Raw genomic sequence first — 18,295 nt, forward strand, 5'->3', positions numbered from 1 at the left:
CATGGCACGGATTGAAAAAGTTGAACTGCGCATGGTTGACCTTCCGCCGAAGGTCAAACGCACCGATGCGATCCAGAGCTTTGTCAGTCAGGAAACGCCAATTGTCACCATCACCGACAGCGATGGTGCGGTGGGTACGGGCTACAGCTACACCATTGGCACCGGCGGCTCGTCTGTCATGCGCCTGTTGAGCGACCATCTGGTACCGCTGATCATCGATGAGGATGCGGATTGCATTGAGGCGATCTGGCGCAAGCTCGAATTTGCGACCCACGCCACAACCATTGGCGCGATTACCGCTTTGGCGTTGGCTGCAATCGATACGGCTCTTTGGGATTTGCGTGCGAAGAAGCAGAACCTGCCGCTGTGGAAGCTTGCAGGTGGTGCCAAAGATCGCTGTCCGCTTTACACGACCGAAGGCGGCTGGCTGCATATCGAGAAAGAAGCACTGGTCGAGGATGCTCTGGCCGCTAAAGCCAAGGGGTTCTCTGGCTCCAAGGTCAAGATCGGCAAGCCGCATGGTTCGGAAGATTATGCACGTCTTTCGGCTGTTCGTGCAGCCGTGGGTGACGGCTTTGAAATCATGACCGACTGCAATCAGGGCTTTAGCGTGGATGAAGCGATCCGCCGTGCCGAGCGCCTGAAAGAACTCGATCTTGCATGGATCGAAGAACCACTTCCGGCTGATGATCTTGACGGCCATATCCGCCTGACCCGTTCCACCCCGACGCCGATTGCGGTGGGTGAATCGATCTATTCGATCCGCCATTTCCGCGAATATATGCAGAAGGGCGCTTGCTCCATCGTGCAGGTGGATGTGGCGCGTATCGGTGGCATCACACCATGGCTCAAAGTGGCGCACGCTGCTGAGGCCTTCGACATCCCGGTCTGCCCGCACTTCCTGATGGAGCTGCATGTCAGCCTCACCTGTGCCGTGCAGAATGGCCGCTATGTCGAATATATTCCGCAGCTTGATGACCTGACCACCAAAGGCATGGAAATTCGCGATGGCCACGCCATTGCGCCGTCCGAACCGGGTATTGGCATTTCGTGGGATTGGGATGCCGTGCGCGCGCGGTCAGTTGCCGAATTCACCCGCGAGATCGTGAGGTCGTAATGGCGCAGCGCCAGAAGCAAAGAATGGGCATGGTTATCGGGCTAAAGCCTGAGAAGATCGCAGAATATAAGAAGCTGCACGCGAGTGTCTGGCCAGAAATTCTTGCGCTCATCTCGGAATGCAACATCACCAATTACACGATTTTTCTCAAAGAGCCGGAAAACCTGCTGTTTGGCACATGGGACTATGTCGGCACCGACTTTGATGCCGATATGAAGAAGATGGCTGCAAGTCCTAAAAATCAGGAATGGTGGTCTGTTTGTATGCCATGCCAGATGCCGCTCGAAACCCGCAAAGAGGGTGAGTGGTGGGCGATGATGGAGGAGGTGTTCCATCATGACTGAGGTCTTTGATCCGAAAACCCTGCGCCAGTGGTGGGCTAAGCCTGCTAAACCAAAACCAATCGTGATTTTCGGCGCAGGCAGCATTGTCGGCGACGCACATCTGCCCGCCTATAAAAAGGGCGGCTTTCCGGTTGCAGGTGTTTTCGATCCGAATTTCGAGAAAGCCTCAGCGCTTGCCGACCAGTGGGGCGTGAAGGCTTTCGCAAATCTTGAAGAAGCACTTGCGGTTGAAGGCGCGATCTTCGATCTGGCAACGCCGCCTTCAGCCCATGCCTCGATCCTCGCGCAATTGCCAGAAGGTGCAGCCGTCCTCATTCAGAAGCCGATGGGTAGCGATCTGGCCGCGGCAACTGAAATTCTGAAAGTTTGCCGGGCGCGCAATCTCAAAGCTGCGGTGAATTTCCAGCTGCGTTTCGCGCCGATGATGTTGGCACTTTACGATGCCGTTGATAAGGGCTTGCTTGGCGAAGTGGTGGATTTCGACGCATGGCTGGCGCTTGCAACCCCTTGGGGTTTGTGGCCGTTTCTGAAAGGCCTGCCGCGTATTGAGATCGCCATGCATTCAATCCATTATCTGGATTTTGTGCGCGGTCTGCTCGGCAATCCGCAAGGCGTTCACGCCAAGACCATTGGCCATCCGAACCATGAAGTCGCACAGACCCGCACAGCCGCAATCCTCGATTATGGCAACCGCGTGCGTTGCTCTTTGTCGATCAATCACGACCATGATTTTGGCCGCAAATTTCAGGCCTGCGAATTCCGCATTTGCGGGACTGAGGGTGCGGCTTACGTGAAACTCGGCGTCAATCTCGACTATCCACGCGGCGAACCGGACGAGCTTTGGATCAAGCCAAAAGGCGGCGACGATTGGGTGCAGGTAGAGCTTCAAGGCGCTTGGTTCCCGGACGCATTCTTAAACCGCATGGCGCAGTTGCAGCGCTTCGCCACTGGTGAAGATGCGGAGCTGATCGGCTCGGTCGAAGATGCATGGCACACCATGGCACTGGTTGAAGCGGCCTATCAGTCGAGCGCTGCGCCTGCGACGCCGCTTGCTGCAAAACCGGAGTTTTGATCATGTCTGAACAGGTAATCTATTTTGAAGATTATGAGCTTGAGGCTCAGCGCATAACCTATGGCCGCACGATCACCGAAACCGATTTCGTGGTTCATGCCGGTCATACGGGTGATTTCTTTCCGCACCACATGGATGCGGAATTTGCAAAAACTCTGCCTGGTGGTCAGCGCATTGCGCATGGCACGATGGTCTTTGCAATCGGCGTCGGCCTGACGGCGACGCTGATTAACCCTGTTGCGTTTTCCTATGGCTATGACCGTCTTCGGTTCGTGCGTCCGGTGCATATTGGCGATACGATCCGCACGCGTGTGACAATCAGCGCAAAGGAAGACGACCCGAAACGGACAAATATGGGCCGCGTGACCGAGCGGTGCGAAGTGCTTAATCAGCGGGATGAAGTGGTGCTTGCTTGCGACCACATCCTGCTTGTTGAACGGAAGGCATGACTATGACGATACGATTTGATGGAAAAACCGCACTCATCACAGCGGCTGCTCAGGGCATTGGCCGTGCGAGTGCGCTGGCATTTGCGGAAGCGGGTGCCAAGGTCTATGCGACCGACATCAACGAGAGCGCTCTCAAGGAACTCGAGGGCGTTTCGGGAATCATCACCCGTAAGCTCAACGTGCTTGATGATGCAGCCGTGAAGGCACTTGTTGCCGAGATTGGTCAGGTCGATATCCTGTTCAACTGCGCGGGCGTCGTCCATGGCGGCTCGATTTTGGAAATGAAGGACGAAGACCTCGACTTCGCGATCAATCTCAACATCAAGGCGATGATCCGCACCATTCAGGCCGTGCTGCCGGGCATGTTGGAGCGCAAGGATGGCGCCATCGTCAATATGGCGTCCGTTGCTTCGAGCGTCAAAGGTGTGCCGAACCGCTTTGCTTATGGCGTCACCAAGGCAGCTGTCATTGGACTCACCAAGGCGGTTGCTGCCGACTATGTTGCCAAGGGTATCCGCTGCAACGCCATTTGCCCCGGTACGGTTGAAAGTCCGTCGCTGCAGGATCGCCTGCGTGCGCAGGGCGACTATGAAGAGCAGCGCGCGGCCTTCATCGCGCGTCAGCCTATTGGCCGTATCGGTCAGCCGGAAGAAATTGCCGATCTCGCAGTCTATCTCGCAGGTGCGACTTACACCACCGGTCAGGCCTATAACATTGATGGTGGTTGGACCATTTAGGGTGGCCGATATTCAGTCTCTGGCGGCCTGAAAATGGCGTTTTTCTACGCTTGCCTAGGCTCATGTACCTTTAAGTACACTCCGCTCCGGTTCTCGAAAAATACCATTTTCGGCACACCATAACCAGAATCTCAACCAGCCTTAGGCGCCCTATTGTTACCAATTCAGCATCCCCACAAGGAGTAAACTCATGAAATTTCTTCGCTATGGCGAAACGGGTCAGGAAAAGCCAGGCCTTCTTGATGCAGACGGAAATATCCGTGATCTTTCCGCCCATGTCAGCGATCTGTCGGGTGCGGTTCTCAGCCCGGAAACCCTTGCAAAGCTCGGCTCGCTCGATGTGAATGCACTGCCAAAGGTTGAAGGCAATCCACGCCTCGGCCCATGCGTTGCAGGCACAGGCAAGTTTATCTGCATCGGTCTTAACTATGCTGATCACGCAGCCGAATCCGGCATGGCCGTACCGCCAGAACCAGTTATCTTCATGAAGGCAACTTCGGCCATCGTTGGCCCGAATGACGATCTGCTGATCCCGCGCGGTTCGGAAAAGACCGACTGGGAAGTCGAGCTCGGCATCGTTATCGGCAAGACTGCGAAATACGTTTCTGAAGACGATGCGCTTGATTATGTCGCGGGCTACTGCACGCTGCATGACGTCTCGGAACGCGCTTTCCAGATCGAACGCGCCGGCCAGTGGACCAAGGGCAAATCCTGCGACACCTTCGGGCCAACTGGCCCATGGCTGGTGACGAAGGACGAAGTTGCTGATCCGCAAAACCTCAAAATGTGGCTCACCGTCAACGGCGAAACTATGCAGGACGGCTCAACCAAGACCATGGTCTATGGCGTGCGTCATCTGGTTTCCTATCTCTCGCAGTTCATGTCGTTGCAGCCGGGTGACATCATCTCCACCGGCACGCCTCCCGGCGTTGGCATGGGCATGAAACCACCGCGCTACCTCAAGGCTGGTGACGTTGTCGAACTCGGCATCGAAGGTCTCGGCACGCAGAAGCAGAACGTGCGCGCTGACGTTTAATTCTTTTGAACATGCTCCCTGAAACTCGTTTCGCGGGAAGGGAGCATGCTCTGATCACGGATAAATTATGACGAAAATCACTGATCTGCGCGTCTTCGATCTCCGTTTCCCGACTTCGCAAAGTCTGGATGGCTCTGACGCAATGAACCCGGACCCGGATTACTCGGCAGCCTATGTCATCCTCGATACGGATGATGAGGCGCTGAAAGGCCATGGTCTCACTTTCACCATTGGTCGTGGCAATGACATTTGCTGTCAGGCCATTCTCGCCATGCGCCATCTTGTTGTCGGCTCCTCGATGGATGATTTCCTCGCGGCCCCCGGCAAGTTCTGGCGTTACCTGACTGGCGATAGCCAGCTGCGCTGGATCGGCCCGGACAAGGGCGCGATGCATCTCGCCACCGGTGCCGTCGTCAACGCCTTCTGGGACCTCGCTGCAAAGCAGGCGGGAAAGCCCGTCTGGCGGCTCGTGGCCGATATGTCGCCGGAAGAAATTGCCGATATCGTCGATTATCGTTATCTCACCGATGCGCTGACCCGCGATGAAGCGGTCGAAATTCTGCGCAAAGCAGAAAGCGGCAAGGCGGAGCGTATCGCTAAGCTCGAAGCTACCGGCTATCCTTGCTACACGACCTCGGCGGGCTGGCTGGGCTATGACGACGACAAGCTGCGTCGTCTGTGTCAGGAAGCGATTGATGAAGGCTTCAACCACATCAAGATGAAGGTTGGCCGCGACCTCGAAGACGATATTCGCCGTCTTACCATCGCGCGTGAAGTGATCGGCCCGGATCGGTATCTGATGATCGACGCCAATCAGGTATGGGAAGTCAATCAGGCGATTGAATGGGTCAATAAGCTTGCTTTCTCGAAGCCCTTCTTCATCGAAGAACCAACCAGCCCGGATGATGTTGCAGGTCATCGCAAAATTCGAGAAGCCATTGGTGAGGTGAAGGTTGCAACCGGCGAAATGTGCCAGAACCGCATCATGTTCAAGCAGTTTATCGCCGAAGGCGCCATCGACATCGTGCAGATCGACAGCTGTCGTATGGGTGGTTTGAATGAAGTTCTGGCCGTATTGCTGATTGCTGCAAAATACAACAAGCCGGTCTGGCCACATGCAGGCGGTGTTGGCCTGTGTGAATATGTGCAGCATCTATCCATGATCGATTATGTTGCCGTTTCCGGCACCATGGATGGTCGTGTCATCGAATATGTCGATCATCTTCACGAGCATTTCATCGAGCCGTGCATTATCAAGGATGCGGCTTATATGCCGCCATCGCTGCCGGGCTTCTCGATTGAAATGAAACCACAGTCGATTGCGGAATATACGTTCAAGTCGTGATCCTGTTCTTGGATGATCAAGGCCGCGCTGTCGAAGATATTTCGCAGCGCGGCCTTGCCTTTTTTTATTTTTCTCTAGTCGCGCTAAGACCGGGCTAGCCCGCATTTTTAAGTTCTATTTTTATTATTGATCGCTTACGAATAGTCTGTTCCTCGCAAAATTGCGGAATGTGATTTGGAAAAAGGGGTCATGATGAAAAAGGCAATTTGGGCGCTTGGTGTTTCTGTTCTTCTTGCAACCGCTACTTCAGGTTCTGCGCAGGTAAGTGCAGAAGTTGGTGTGCTTTCCTGCGATGTTTCCGCGGGCATTGGCCTGATCATTGAGCAGAAGCAGAAGGTCAGCTGCACGCTTTCCAACGGCAACGGCCTGTCGCAGCAATATAAGGGTTCTATCGATCAATATGGTCTGGAGCTTGGTGAAACCACTGGCGGCCAGATGACATGGACTGTTCTGGCTGCAACGACCACCGTCGAACCGGGCGCACTGGCCGGGACCTATGCCGGCGCTGAAGCAGATGCAAGCCTTGGCCTCGGTGCAGGTGTGCAGGTTTTGGTTGGCGGAACTGGTCAGGCATTCACACTTCAGCCGCTGGCTGTAGACACCGAAAAGGGCACTGCGCTGTCAGCTGGTGTTGAAACGCTGACGCTGGAATATGTTCAGCAGTAAGCTTGTATTTTCTAAAAGACAAAAGCGCGTCAGATCAATGGCGCGCTTTTATATAAGCGCAACCCGAAAAGTTGGAAACGGCTTTCGGACAAAGTTGCGCTTAAGAATGGACGATAAAGAAACCAGCTCATCAGAGCGCCAGCCGGAAACACGAAAGCGCCTGCAATGCGCCCGGCAGTGATTTCACGAATAGCCATATCCGTTCGGTTGTGCATGACGGTTTTAATCAGGGCTTCAGCAATACAACGAATCAGGCCCATTGCGCTTTGCACGGGATAGCAAGCAGGCGAACCGGATAGGCTTGGTGCGGCAATAAGGGGTCGGCTTCGGCGCCGTCCCCTTTTATCACTGGATCATAGGGCCAATGTTGAAGGGCTAACGTGATGTTTTGCTGCATATGGAGTGGTTATGCCCCCGAACTTCGTTATAAAATAGATGAAGTGAAAAGCATCGGATCGACCGCTGATCAGGGATACGTCGTGACGCTCCCATGACATTTGCATCTCATCAAGAAGCTTTTCAAAAGAGTGAGAAGGTGTTGCGGACCAAAAGCTCGCTATGCCGCCTGGTCTCAATGCATTTATAACAGTTGATAGCCCTTCTTTTGCATAGATTGCATCATTTTCATTTCTGACCAGAAAATCCGGTCCATTATCTGTATCCATCAAGATGAGATCAAAGCTTGAGCGACTTGCTTTCAGCGTTTGCATAACGTCGGCAACTTCGATGTTTACACGAGGGTCATTGAGCGGAAAATTCGCCAGATGGCCAATATTATGACGGTTCCAATCGACGATTTCAGGTACGAATTCGCACACTGTCACGCTTGTTCGTGCGGGGAGCATGTCCAAAGCTGCTCTCAGTGTGAAACCCATACCTAGGCCGCCGATCAAAACATTCTTAGGCGATGTATCCAATAATCGGATTGAACGCTCCGCCAGAACCGTTTCTGACTGGAAGTTTATATTCGACATGAGTTCGAGGCCGTTGTACCGGATTTCGAAAATATCATCCCGTTGACGCAATAAGATCTCGTCGCCAGCAATGTTGCTGGCCCGAGCAAGCTCAGTCCAAATAGCCATGATAAATCCCAACCATGGAACTACCTTAAAAAGGTAGAACTTCGATAATTCAGGGTGATTGGTTTTTGGGGTCGCTGGCCGCTTAGCGGTGCAGCAACCCGATGGCATCGTCTGAGCGAGCATCCATCATCAAAGGAAAGACGGACTGATTGTTCGAGATCGCAGACAACATTAATCTGTTCTGAAATTTTGTCGTCATGAGCTCATAAATCCCGTAGCAGGTCTACGTCCAATGGGCTCACACGTAGGAAATAGCTGGAACGAATGCAACCACTTGTTTCTTGCGCTGCCGAAGTCATGGCGTTTCCAACGTGTCTAACCAATTGCTGGAAGAGGGGCATCCTGTATGATGCTTTTTTAAGGCCCTGATTCTTATGAACTGCTTCACATTGAACCGATGTAATGCGGGTATCTCACTCAAGCAACCGATACCCAAAAACGTCAAACACAGGGGAGCAATATTTTTCAACATACAAAATATTGATTTTTTTAAAAGCGATGGTGCCCGGAGACGGATTTGAACCGCCGACACGCGGATTTTCAATCCGCTGCTCTACCAACTGAGCTATCCGGGCATCCTGCAGGTGATTTCTCACCGTGTGGCGGTGTTGGTGTCCGCCGGAAGTGGGTGCGTTATAGCATTAAATTTCGCGCTGTCCAGCACCCTATCGCACTTTTTATAAGATTTCTTATAAACGCGCTAAAGCACCGTTTTGATTGTGGAAATTATAGCATGTCTCCCAAAAGTGGGGACCGGTTTTGGGATAAAGACATGCTTAAAAAACAAAAGGCTAATGCGTGTTGTTTGATTAAGACAAAATGTAACGCGCATTAGACACAAGAAAACGTCAGTTGTCGTTTTCTTCCTCTTCTTCAATCGTTTTTCCGGGAATGACATAGCTTCCCGAAAGCCAGCGATTGAGATCGATGCTTTTACAGCGCGGCGAGCAGAACGGATAAGAATCACGCGTCGATGGCTTGCTGCATTCAGGGCAGGGGCGTGTCGGACGCAACGGTGTGACACGTGCGTCCGGTGCTGTCGATATGTCTTTCTTATCGCTCATAGAAATTTCAGACCTTGCCGCTTTCCCAGTTTGCATAAACCGGATAGTCACCGTCAGCCAGCAGGCTTACAACTTCCTGAAGCGGCAGCCCGACAACATTGGTGTAAGAGCCAACCAGCTTGACCACAAAGCTGCCAGCAAGGCCCTGAATGGCATAGCCACCAGCTTTGCCGCGCCATTCGCCGGAAGCGAGATAGGCATCCATTTGTTTGCGTGTCAGGCGCTCGAAACGCAAACGCGTTTCAACAAGCGTCTGGCGCAAATTGCCATTGGGCAAGATCAGGCAGACGCCGGTAAAAACCTTATGTGTGCGCCCCGACAGAAGACGCAGACATTCCCGCGCTTCGTCCGTGATTTCTGCTTTGGGCAGAATACGGCGACCAACCGCGACAACCGTATCAGCTGCCAGCACAAAAGCTTTGGCGAAATTTTCATCGCCCTGCAATTGTTCCTGTGCAGCCTTTGCCTTCTCGCGCGCAAGACGACGCGCGAGCGAACGCGGATGTTCGCTACGCTCAGGCGTCTCGTCAATATCAGCCGGCTGAATATGATCCGGCTCAATGCCGACTTGCCCCAGAAGCTCAATCCTGCGGGGAGAGCCAGAGGCAAGAACCAGCTTATGTTGCGCGCTCATAGACACCAGTTTTCCTGAAAAGCGAAGTGAGGCTTACTTGAAGCGGTAGGTAATACGGCCCTTGGTCAGGTCGTAAGGGGTCATTTCAACCAGAACCTTGTCGCCTGCGAGAACGCGGATGCGGTTTTTGCGCATACGGCCAGCAGTGTGAGCAATAATTTCGTGGTCGTTTTCGAGCTTTACGCGGAACATTGCATTTGGCAGCAGTTCCGTAACAACACCTGGAAACTCTAGGACTTCTTCTTTCGGCATACGATACCTATTTCTTTCTACGATAAATTGGCCTGAAACCGGGCCATAGCTTTAAATTTGGCCGGAACCTATATGATTAGACGGCATTTGTGAACAACGGAATTGGATTAGGCTGTGAGGCTGTTAATTTGGGGCCAAACGCTGCGTAATTTGGCGCTTTAGCCGGTCGCGCACATCACGATAAGCATCCATGATCTGCTCGCGGCTGCCTGTCACAAGCGTTGGGTCAGGTGTGGGCCAATATTCCACATCAACTGAGAAACCACGCATTTTTTCAAGCACTGTATGATGTGCAAGCGGGGTCAGTGTAATGATCAGGTCGAAATAACCATCTGCCAGTTCTTCCAGCCCGCGTGGTTGACGGTCATCAAGCGACAAGCCTTCTTCAACAAGCACAGCATCAACAAAGGGATCGCGCTCGCCGCGCTGCACGCCGGCGGAAGCAATGAACATATTGGATGGCAACAGTTTTCTGGCAAGAAGTTCGGCAATGGGTGAGCGTATCGCATTCTTTCCGCAGACAAAAAGCACAGAGGTTGGCCGTTTGGCGGCTTTCACTTCTTCTGATGGTGCAGTCACGTCCTCAATCGGCATCAAGGATCAGCCCCGCCAGTGCAGCACGCAAACAAGCGTGAAAAGACGCCGTGCGGTGGTGAAATCGACTTCGATTTTGCCGTTCAAACGGGTTTGCAGAACTTGCGATCCTTCATTATGCAAGCCACGTCGTCCCATATCGATGGCTTCGATCTTGCTGGGGCTGGCGGAGCGGATCGCTTCATAATAGCTTTCGCAGACCATGAAATAATCGCGCACCACGCGGCGCAGAGGTGTCAGCGACAGAATGTGAGTCGCAACAGTGTCGTCGTTTTCGCGCATGATCGAAAAAATCAGGCGTGATTCCATCAGCGACAGTTTGAGCTTGTAGGGACCGCCCACATCGTCGCCGACCGGGTAGAATGTGTTTTCCTCAACCAGATCAAAAATCGCGACCGCGCGTTCATGCTCGACATCAGGCGTCGAGCGGCCGATGGACTCATCCAGCTCGATGTCGATCAATCGGGCATTAGGAACGCCAGCGGTCATGATTCCTCATAGATTAAGCCGAATGGCGACGGACTGTGCGTGAGCATCAAGGCCTTCGGCACGGGCAATTTCAATGGCAGCCGGTCCGAGTGCGCGCAGCTGATCAGGGCCGAGCTTCAGAAGCGAGGTGCGCTTCATGTAATCCAGAACCGACAGGCCAGACGAGAATCGCGCCGAACGTGCGGTTGGCAAAACGTGGTTGCAGCCGCCGACATAATCGCCGATCACTTCCGGCGTATAGGCGCCGATAAACACCGAACCGGCATTGCGGATTTTTGGCAAAAGCGCTTCCGGGTCAGCGGTGGCGATTTCAAGATGTTCAGCAGCAATCCGATTGGCCAGCGGAATGGCCGCTTCAAAATCATCGACCAGAATGACCGCACCAAAATCGCGCCAGCTTGCGGCGGCTGTTTCAGCACGCGGCAAAGTTTTGAGCTGACGTTCGACGGCTTCTTCGACAGCCTTTGCGAAGGCCTCGTCATTGGTCATCAGGATCGATTGCGCAGCCGTGTCGTGTTCGGCCTGTGCCAGAATGTCTGCGGCCAGCCAGTCTGGATTGTTGTCCTTGTCGGCAATCACCAGCACTTCCGATGGTCCGGCGATCATGTCGATGCCGACCGTGCCAAACACGATGCGCTTGGCTGCGGCCACGAATGCATTGCCGGGGCCGACAATCTTTGCAACCGGGGCAATGGTCTCTGTGCCATAGGCGAGTGCTGCAACAGCTTGCGCACCGCCAACACGATATATTTCCGAAACTCCGGCCAGACGTGCTGCCACCAGAACCAGCGGGTTTAGCTTGCTATCGGGTGAGGGGACAACCATCACGATGCGCTCGCAGCCTGCAACCTTTGCAGGCACGGCATTCATCAGCACCGAGCTTGGATAACTTGCCGTGCCGCCCGGAACATAAAGCCCGACCGCTTCGATTGCCGTCCAGCGCGAACCGAGTTCCACACCAAGTGCATCGGTGTAGCGGTCGTCTTTTGGCAGCTGACGCGCGTGGTGCTTTTCAATGCGCTCATGGGCGAGCTTCAGTGCCTCGATGGTCGAGGCTGGTGCCTCTTCAAAAGCCGCATCGATTTCAGCTTCCGTCACACGAATGCCGGTCTTCTTCAGATCAATGCGATCAAAACGCTGCGAATATTCAATCAGTGCAGCATCGCCTTCGCGGCGCACACGATCAACGATGTCGCGCGCAGCACGATCAACATCTTCCGAAACTTCGCGCTTGCCTGTGAGGAAAGCTGCAAACGTCTGTTCAAAATCAGGATCGTTTTGTCTGAGCGTCGTGGCCACGCTGGTATTCCTTTAATTATCAGTCATTTTCAGTCTGGGCAAAGCCCCTATGGTCAAAGCGGCAATCAGGCTTCGTGTTTTGGCACGGAGGCTGTTTCCCATGCTGGACCAAGATCTGTTAGCTGCGCTTCAATGCATTCTACATCGAGACGGATAGCGGCATTTGCCGAGAAAGTCAGTTCCAAAGTTCCGGCTGGTGCTTCGCCTGCGATAAAGCGGATAGCCAGCAGCGAAAGAACTTCTTCGGTTTTCTGCCGGTCAACGCCGCTGCCTTTCACCGCCGTAACGCGATTAAAATGCAAAGCGGTGCGGCGACGCTGATATTGCGGCTTGCGGAACAGCTTTGGCTTGGCTTTTTCCCACGCGAAACGGTTGAGCGTGAGGACAAAGCGCTTATCCGTCGCCAGATATTGCAGGTCTGATACTTTCAGAACCGCATCCTGAAGATGGGCGGACAGGACCTGCAAGTCTTCCTCATCCAGCGCCACAAGCTTCAACATTTCCATATCTGGTATCATTCCCTGCTATTCTCAAAATGATGCTCGAAGCAACTTTACATGTAGCCACAAAAAAATCGACAGGCTTTTCAGCCTGTTGATGAATCAGCCTGTTGATGAATCAGCCTGTTGATGAATAAGCTAGAGCATGTCGCGGAAAAGTGGGGACCGTCTTCGCGGGGAAATCAGTCCACTGGACTGATTTCTGATCCCGCTACGATCCGATAACGACATGCGTAAAAACAAAAAGATAAAGCGTGTCGATCGAATACGATAAATTGCGACACGCTTTAGGTGCGAAAGAAAAGCCGGAATGCTGTGAGCAAATCCGGCTTTTGAACATTTACCCGCTGATGCGTTCGACATTCGCTCCGCAACGCGAGAGCTTTTCTTCCAGACGTTCAAAGCCACGATCAAGGTGATAGACGCGGTTGACGATGGTTTCGCCTTCGGCTGCAAGCCCAGCGATTACCAGCGAAACTGAAGCGCGCAGATCGGTTGCCATAACCTGCGCACCCTTGAGGCGCTCGACGCCTTCAACGGTTGCCGTCTGGCCGGACAGCGAAATCTTTGCGCCGAGACGTGCCAGTTCCTGCACATGCATGAAGCGGTTTTCAAAGATTGTCTCGGTAATATGCGAGGTACCCTTGGCCATTGTCATCAAGCCCATGAACTGTGCCTGAAGATCGGTTGGGAAGCCGGGGAATGGATCCGTGGTAACATCAACCGGATGGATGCCATGGCCATTGCGCACAACGCGAAGACCGCTGTTGGTTTCGGTGATTTCCGCACCAGCCTTGCGCAGTGTATCAAGTGCTGCGGTCAGCTGACTTGCCTCTGCACCTTCGAGCACAACATCACCGCCAGTCATTGCCACAACCATGGCATAGGTGCCGGTTTCGATGCGGTCAGGAATGACGCGAACGCGCGCGCCCGACAGACTGGTTACACCCTGAATGTGGATTGTCTCGGTGCCAGCACCCGTGATTTTTGCACCCATTGCGTTCAGGCAGTCGGCAAGATTGACGACTTCCGGTTCGCGGGCAGGATTTTCAATAATGGTTTCGCCCTTGGCAAGCACCGCTGCCATCAGCATGACATGGGTTGCACCGACCGAGACTTTCGGGAAACGGTAGCGTGCGCCAACAAGGCCGCCTTTTGGCGCGCGTGCTTTGGCGTAACCGTTTTCAATGTCAATCTGGGCACCAAGCGCCTGAAGGCACTCAAGAAGCAAATCAACCGGGCGCGTACCAATCGCGCAACCGCCTGGCAATGATACGGTCGCTTCACCCATACGCGCCAGAAGTGGTCCGATAACCCAAAAGCTCGCACGCATCTTGGAAACCAGCTCATAAGGAGCAACGGTATCGACAATCGTGCGGGCCGTAAAATGGATGGTGCGCGAATAGGAACCGTCCTGATGTTCGCGGCGGCCATTGACCGAATAATCAACGCCGTGATTGCCCAAAATACGGATCAGCTGCTCGACATCGGCGAGGTGTGGCACGTTTTCAAGCGTCAGCGTATCGTCGGTGAGAAGCGAAGCAATCATCAGTGGAAGTGCTGCATTTTTCGCACCAGAGATAGGAATGACGCCATTAAGCTTATTGCCGCCGACGATTTTGATGCGATCCATGCTGTTTCACCTTCTGGGCCGAAGCCGTTGCCCGGTAATCGATAATTGCAAATTCTGCGGTCTTGGGATTCGCAGTGTTGCAATATGAAATTGACTGATCCTGCGGCGAAATTACGTCGATCACGAATCATAGTCGTGCAGTGACGCCAGCAAGAGATTAATTGCGCTTTTATAACAGCTCCTCCCTATCTTCAAGGAAGGCTTCACAACATACTTATTCGCTAAAAAGACAGTTTCTAAAGTTGCAAATCCTGATTAAGCGCAACAAATCTCAATCCTGATCCTGTTTGCCGGCCGTAATGCCGTCATTACGCTCGTCTGCATCGCCCGCTCGCCGGGAGCGCGACTGCACTTTGCGGCGCATCAGATTCGCGCGCAGTTGCTCTGCGCGCCGCTTTTCACGCGGGTCCGGTTGGCGCTGCTCGTTGTTTTTGGTGTCTTTTTCACTCATGGGGTCTTTGTACTACGGCGCATTGCCCGCGAAAAGTGGGTTTTATAGCTGCCTTTGGGAGATTTCCACATTATGTCAAAATAATTGCATTTGGTTGCTTGCGATTTGTGCGATGATGTGTCAGAAGTCCGCCGCGTTCAAGAGAATGCTGCGGTAGCTCAGTGGTAGAGCACTCCATTGGTAATGGAGAGGTCGAGAGTTCAATCCTCTCTCGCAGCACCAGTTTTTCTCCTTTTTAAGTATAGAGCGCTTTTCAATAATATCTATGAATGTTTATTCGTGTCGTTTCGCGCGCGATTTTCTGGCTTTTTAAACTCGATTATTATTGCTGCCATGATATTGTGTGCAATATTCATATAGATTTACAGTAAAAATAGACCAAATTTAGACATTTTTCGTTTATAGAATAGGTTAATTTATAAAATTAACTTTAAATTTAATGATATATTTGGAGTCTTGTTGTTGATGAAATTGAATATATTTCTTGTTTGTTTTTCGGTGTTGTTTGCATCCGGTTGTGTCAGTTCAGGTTCGGCTAGATTGTCGGAGCGTGAGGTGATGGTGCAATCTAGTGCTGACCCTGTTTGTGGAGCGCACGGCGCTTTGATCGCTGCACAGAAACAGGCTGCGATTGAGACCATTAAAGCTGGATATGACAAATACATTGTTTTGGGCGCATCGAGCTCCAACAATGTGCAAACGCACATTTTACCCGGAGCTACTAAAACGCGTGCTAAAGCTGATTTTGATGATGAGACATTGTCTTATAAAGTCACGACTCGGCATAGGTCCGACATTGTCACGACGGGCAGCTTTGATCATGAGTTCATGATACGCATGTTTAGGGAGGGGGAGCCGGGCGCATTTCAAGCAGTTTCTGCAAGAGCCATTCTCGGTCCTCAATGGATGGAGATTGTGCATACAGGCGTCTTTAACTGCATGTAGCGCTATTCATTATTCTCGTCTTCAAATGAATTGATTCTGAGCTGCTACCGCATGTGGTTGCATTGTAAATATTTGATCGCGTTTAGAGCATCTCCAGTTTTCATTGGATCATTAGAGATGCTCTGCCTCTTTGTTTTGCAAGCGCATCTTGTTCCGAAAACCGTTTCACACTTTTCGGGATGCGCTCTAGCAGTTTTCAGATTGGGAGAATAAACGTGGCGCTTCTAGCTTATCTATCAAACGTAAATGACGTTCAAAGCTGTTATCGATAGAAATTCAGGATGATTTTAAGGTAAATAAAACAATCGTTTTAACGATTGAAAAATATGTTTTTAAAGAGAAAAATGGCGCACCCGAAAGGATTCGAACCTCTGACCCCCAGATTCGTAGTCTGGTGCTCTATCCAGCTGAGCTACGGGTGCTTGCCTGTGTGCCGCGTCGTCTGCGGCGATGGGCGGTTGATAATCGGACCCATGGCTAAATGCAAGCGCCTTCTTGGAAAAAAATGCGCTTATATGAAGTTTTCTTTACAAGCCGCGGTTTTCCGGGCTTTTTCAAACCCTTCGCAGCTGGGGAAAACCCGTATTGCGCGCCGGAAATATTCAAATCAGCTGATGAAACCCTCTTCGTTGAGGGAATCATGCTGCAAAATTTTCTAAACAGCGCCGTTTGCGTGCTGATTAGGGCGTCTTTCGTTCATGTGCGGCAAGTCGGGGAGACGAATCTCGAAATGTGCGCCGATGGGGCGATCTTCACGTAACTCGATTGTACCGCCATGGGCGCGGACCAGTTCTTGGGCAATCGCGAGCCCCAAGCCGGTCCCGTCGCTACGTGTTGAACCTTTGAAGGCCTTAAATAGGTGGTCACGTGCTTTTTGTGGCAGGCCGGGCCCAGTGTCCTCAACGCCGATGATCGCCGTGGTCCCGATACGACCTGCAGAAAGGGTCAGGCGCTTGACGGTGGCAACATCGCTGGTGTGGTCGCGCTCCATTGCCTGCACCGAATTGCGGCATAAATTACAAAGCACACGGAACAGCTGCTCGGAATCAGCGTCGAGTTCGAAATCCTCTGCTATCAGGTTTTCAAATTCGATTCCGGGATGCTGGCTGAGATTGAGTGTCTCCTGAACATCGAGAACAACAGCATGAAGCTGGATACGGCGCGGCGTTGGTGGCAGTTCCTGCGAGCGCCCATAAGCCATCACGCTCTCGGAATAACTGATCGCACGGCTAAGCGTGTGAATAAGCTTCGGCGCAAAACGTTTGACTGCCGGGTCTTGCGTGTCCGCGAGCCGATCAGACATCAATTGCGCTGAAGCAAGGATATTGCGCATGTCGTGGTTGATCTTGGAAACGGCGAGACCCAAATCAGCGAGATGTTTTTGTTCTTTCAACGTGCGTTGCAAATCTGCCTGAATATGGGCGATCTGGCGCTGAGCCACACCGAACTCGTCTTTGCGATCTTCTGGAACCAGGATCTTGGTTGGATTGTCAGGCGATAACGCAAAGTCGATCATGTTGCGATGCATCAGGCGGACAGGCCTCAGCAGCATTTCATGGATGATGAGATAGATAAGGCTCGCCGCAATAATGGAGATGAGCAACGAGATGAGAGCGACGTTGCTCGCATAACTGAGCATCGCATGGCGAAGCGGTGCGTCAGAGGTGACGATTTCAATAATCTGCCCTGATGGGTCGTTGGGTGGAACCGATCCATAAATTCGTAAAGTCCGGTCGCCGCCATTAAACAGTGTGCCAAAGGCATCCCAGATGGCAGCCGCTTCGCTGATATTATTAAGATCAATCACCTGATCGATCGGGCCAGGCATGTCGCTCATAGCAAGCAGGTTAGAGGCACCAGCATTTCGCAGGGCAATCGCTTTGGTGCCGGTGGCAAGCAGAACCTTGTCCTGCACTTCACGCGGAATATCGATATTGCCGCTGGCAACCAGCACTTCACTGACTGCTTCCACCGTATCAAGACGTGCGTTCATCCAGCGCACGCGCATGTTGGCCACAGATGGCACAAAAATCAGAACTTCGGCAATCAGAACGGCAAGTGCCGTTAAAATAAGAAGTTTGCTGGACAGGCGGTTACGCCAGCGCAGCCGGGTAAACTGTTTGGGCGATGTATTATCGTCTTGTGCTGAGGCCATAGCCGGTGCACGCGCAGCAATCTCTGCTGCAACTCCACCGGATTCCATGGTCTTTTCTATGGCCGTCATACGCACAATCCATATCGACGGATTGTTCGCAGGAGATGCAACATTCCATCAGGGGAGTTTCTGAATGAATAATATCGTTACAAATGTTGCCATCTATATATGCCTGCAAAAGATAATTCCAACGGCAATTGCGGTTCCAAGTTTAAACAATCTGGTTCTGGAGCATTGTCAGCATTACCGAAATTTAACTCGACGTGCTGAATCGCCACGTGCAAAATCACAAATGGGAAAATCCGTGATGATGCAGCTTGTGCATGGCGATGCAACCTATTGGCGTGATCATCATTTAGATACGCTTTGCGGGTATAAGCTGCGAGCATGAATATGAATATTTAATCAGATGCCTTTCGAAGCACTCGATA

At 52.4% G+C, this 18,295-nt stretch carries 22 protein-coding genes and 3 tRNA genes; 11 read left to right on the top strand and 14 right to left on the bottom strand.

Annotated features, from left to right (window positions below):
* Nucleotide 1: 1 nt before the first annotated feature.
* From U2P60_RS11030 to U2P60_RS11065, 8 genes are all read left to right on the top strand, one after another.
* The gene (locus tag U2P60_RS11030; RefSeq protein ID WP_413572649.1) at nt 2-1,117 is read left to right on the top strand and encodes a mandelate racemase/muconate lactonizing enzyme family protein; all 1,116 of its coding nucleotides are present in this window, start codon (nt 2-4) and stop codon (nt 1,115-1,117) included.
* Complete coding sequence (locus U2P60_RS11035; protein WP_413572650.1) at nt 1,117-1,461, top strand: L-rhamnose mutarotase; 345 nt, start codon at nt 1,117-1,119, stop codon at nt 1,459-1,461. The genes U2P60_RS11030 and U2P60_RS11035 overlap by 1 nt, the downstream gene beginning before the upstream one ends.
* Entirely contained in the window at nt 1,454-2,533 is a 1,080-nt protein-coding gene (locus U2P60_RS11040) for a Gfo/Idh/MocA family protein (RefSeq protein WP_413572651.1), read from the top strand. Before U2P60_RS11035 ends, U2P60_RS11040 begins: the two co-directional genes overlap by 8 nt.
* Before the next feature lie 2 nt (nt 2,534-2,535).
* Nucleotides 2,536-2,982, top strand: coding sequence for a MaoC/PaaZ C-terminal domain-containing protein (locus U2P60_RS11045; protein ID WP_413572652.1), 447 nt, complete (start codon nt 2,536-2,538; stop codon nt 2,980-2,982).
* Between the two features lie 2 nt (nt 2,983-2,984).
* The gene (locus U2P60_RS11050) at nt 2,985-3,719 is read left to right on the top strand and encodes an SDR family oxidoreductase (RefSeq protein WP_313827870.1); all 735 of its coding nucleotides are present in this window, start codon (nt 2,985-2,987) and stop codon (nt 3,717-3,719) included.
* A 190-nt stretch (nt 3,720-3,909) separates the two neighbouring features.
* Nucleotides 3,910-4,755: a fumarylacetoacetate hydrolase family protein gene (locus U2P60_RS11055; protein WP_413572653.1), complete on the top strand. Its 846-nt coding sequence runs from the start codon at nt 3,910-3,912 to the stop codon at nt 4,753-4,755.
* 67 nt (nt 4,756-4,822) lie between these two features.
* Nucleotides 4,823-6,100 carry an L-fuconate dehydratase gene (locus tag U2P60_RS11060; RefSeq protein ID WP_413572654.1) on the top strand — a complete coding sequence of 426 codons (1,278 nt, stop codon included), beginning with the start codon at nt 4,823-4,825 and terminating at the stop codon, nt 6,098-6,100.
* A 192-nt stretch (nt 6,101-6,292) separates the two neighbouring features.
* Nucleotides 6,293-6,766: a DUF992 domain-containing protein gene (locus tag U2P60_RS11065; RefSeq protein WP_413572655.1), complete on the top strand. Its 474-nt coding sequence runs from the start codon at nt 6,293-6,295 to the stop codon at nt 6,764-6,766.
* Nucleotides 6,767-6,795: 29 nt separating this feature from the next.
* Here U2P60_RS11065 and U2P60_RS11070 read toward each other — a convergent pair whose 3' ends face one another.
* From U2P60_RS11070 to U2P60_RS11125, 12 genes are all read right to left on the bottom strand, one after another.
* Nucleotides 6,796-7,026: a hypothetical protein gene (locus U2P60_RS11070; protein ID WP_413572656.1), complete on the bottom strand. Its 231-nt coding sequence runs from the start codon at nt 7,024-7,026 to the stop codon at nt 6,796-6,798.
* 93 nt (nt 7,027-7,119) lie between these two features.
* Nucleotides 7,120-7,848: a hypothetical protein gene (locus tag U2P60_RS11075; protein ID WP_413572657.1), complete on the bottom strand. Its 729-nt coding sequence runs from the start codon at nt 7,846-7,848 to the stop codon at nt 7,120-7,122.
* A gap of 499 nt (nt 7,849-8,347) precedes the next feature.
* Nucleotides 8,348-8,423: transfer RNA gene (locus U2P60_RS11080), tRNA-Phe, on the bottom strand.
* Between the two features lie 273 nt (nt 8,424-8,696).
* On the bottom strand, nt 8,697-8,912 hold the full coding sequence (gene yacG / locus U2P60_RS11085) for a DNA gyrase inhibitor YacG (RefSeq protein ID WP_250039037.1): 216 nt from the start codon (nt 8,910-8,912) through the stop codon (nt 8,697-8,699).
* Nucleotides 8,913-8,919: 7 nt separating this feature from the next.
* The gene (locus U2P60_RS11090) at nt 8,920-9,546 is read right to left on the bottom strand and encodes a Maf-like protein (RefSeq protein WP_313827876.1); all 627 of its coding nucleotides are present in this window, start codon (nt 9,544-9,546) and stop codon (nt 8,920-8,922) included.
* Between the two features lie 33 nt (nt 9,547-9,579).
* Entirely contained in the window at nt 9,580-9,798 is a 219-nt protein-coding gene (infA, locus tag U2P60_RS11095; protein WP_007873428.1) for a translation initiation factor IF-1, read from the bottom strand.
* A gap of 123 nt (nt 9,799-9,921) precedes the next feature.
* Nucleotides 9,922-10,392, bottom strand: coding sequence for a low molecular weight phosphatase family protein (locus U2P60_RS11100; RefSeq protein ID WP_313828596.1), 471 nt, complete (start codon nt 10,390-10,392; stop codon nt 9,922-9,924).
* A gap of 6 nt (nt 10,393-10,398) precedes the next feature.
* On the bottom strand, nt 10,399-10,881 hold the full coding sequence (locus U2P60_RS11105; protein WP_313827877.1) for a UPF0262 family protein: 483 nt from the start codon (nt 10,879-10,881) through the stop codon (nt 10,399-10,401).
* A 6-nt stretch (nt 10,882-10,887) separates the two neighbouring features.
* Nucleotides 10,888-12,180 (bottom strand): histidinol dehydrogenase, encoded by a 1,293-nt coding sequence (gene hisD, locus U2P60_RS11110; RefSeq protein WP_413572660.1) that lies wholly within the window; start codon nt 12,178-12,180, stop codon nt 10,888-10,890.
* Nucleotides 12,181-12,245: 65 nt separating this feature from the next.
* Complete coding sequence (locus U2P60_RS11115) at nt 12,246-12,686, bottom strand: DUF2948 family protein (RefSeq protein WP_313827879.1); 441 nt, start codon at nt 12,684-12,686, stop codon at nt 12,246-12,248.
* A gap of 334 nt (nt 12,687-13,020) precedes the next feature.
* Nucleotides 13,021-14,313, bottom strand: a complete 1,293-nt coding sequence (gene murA / locus U2P60_RS11120; RefSeq protein ID WP_413572662.1) for a UDP-N-acetylglucosamine 1-carboxyvinyltransferase — start codon at nt 14,311-14,313, stop codon at nt 13,021-13,023.
* A gap of 271 nt (nt 14,314-14,584) precedes the next feature.
* Nucleotides 14,585-14,764, bottom strand: a complete 180-nt coding sequence (locus tag U2P60_RS11125) for a hypothetical protein (RefSeq protein WP_313827881.1) — start codon at nt 14,762-14,764, stop codon at nt 14,585-14,587.
* Between the two features lie 147 nt (nt 14,765-14,911).
* Here U2P60_RS11125 and U2P60_RS11130 point away from each other — a divergent pair.
* Nucleotides 14,912-14,986, top strand: a tRNA-Thr gene (locus U2P60_RS11130).
* A 240-nt stretch (nt 14,987-15,226) separates the two neighbouring features.
* Complete coding sequence (locus U2P60_RS11135) at nt 15,227-15,709, top strand: hypothetical protein (protein ID WP_413572663.1); 483 nt, start codon at nt 15,227-15,229, stop codon at nt 15,707-15,709.
* Between the two features lie 345 nt (nt 15,710-16,054).
* On the opposite strand, the gene U2P60_RS11140 is transcribed toward U2P60_RS11135, so the two are convergent.
* Both U2P60_RS11140 and U2P60_RS11145 read right to left on the bottom strand, forming a co-directional pair.
* Nucleotides 16,055-16,131 (bottom strand) — tRNA-Arg (locus tag U2P60_RS11140).
* A 233-nt stretch (nt 16,132-16,364) separates the two neighbouring features.
* Entirely contained in the window at nt 16,365-17,912 is a 1,548-nt protein-coding gene (locus tag U2P60_RS11145; RefSeq protein ID WP_413573762.1) for a sensor histidine kinase, read from the bottom strand.
* 85 nt (nt 17,913-17,997) lie between these two features.
* On the opposite strand from U2P60_RS11145, the gene U2P60_RS11150 reads away from it, so the two are divergent.
* Nucleotides 17,998-18,255, top strand: a complete 258-nt coding sequence (locus U2P60_RS11150; protein WP_313827884.1) for a hypothetical protein — start codon at nt 17,998-18,000, stop codon at nt 18,253-18,255.
* The last annotated feature ends 40 nt before the right edge of the window (nt 18,256-18,295 follow it).

It is taken from the genome of Brucella sp. H1_1004, from assembly GCF_047308065.1.
Lineage (GTDB): Bacteria > Pseudomonadota > Alphaproteobacteria > Rhizobiales > Rhizobiaceae > Brucella > Brucella pseudogrignonensis_B.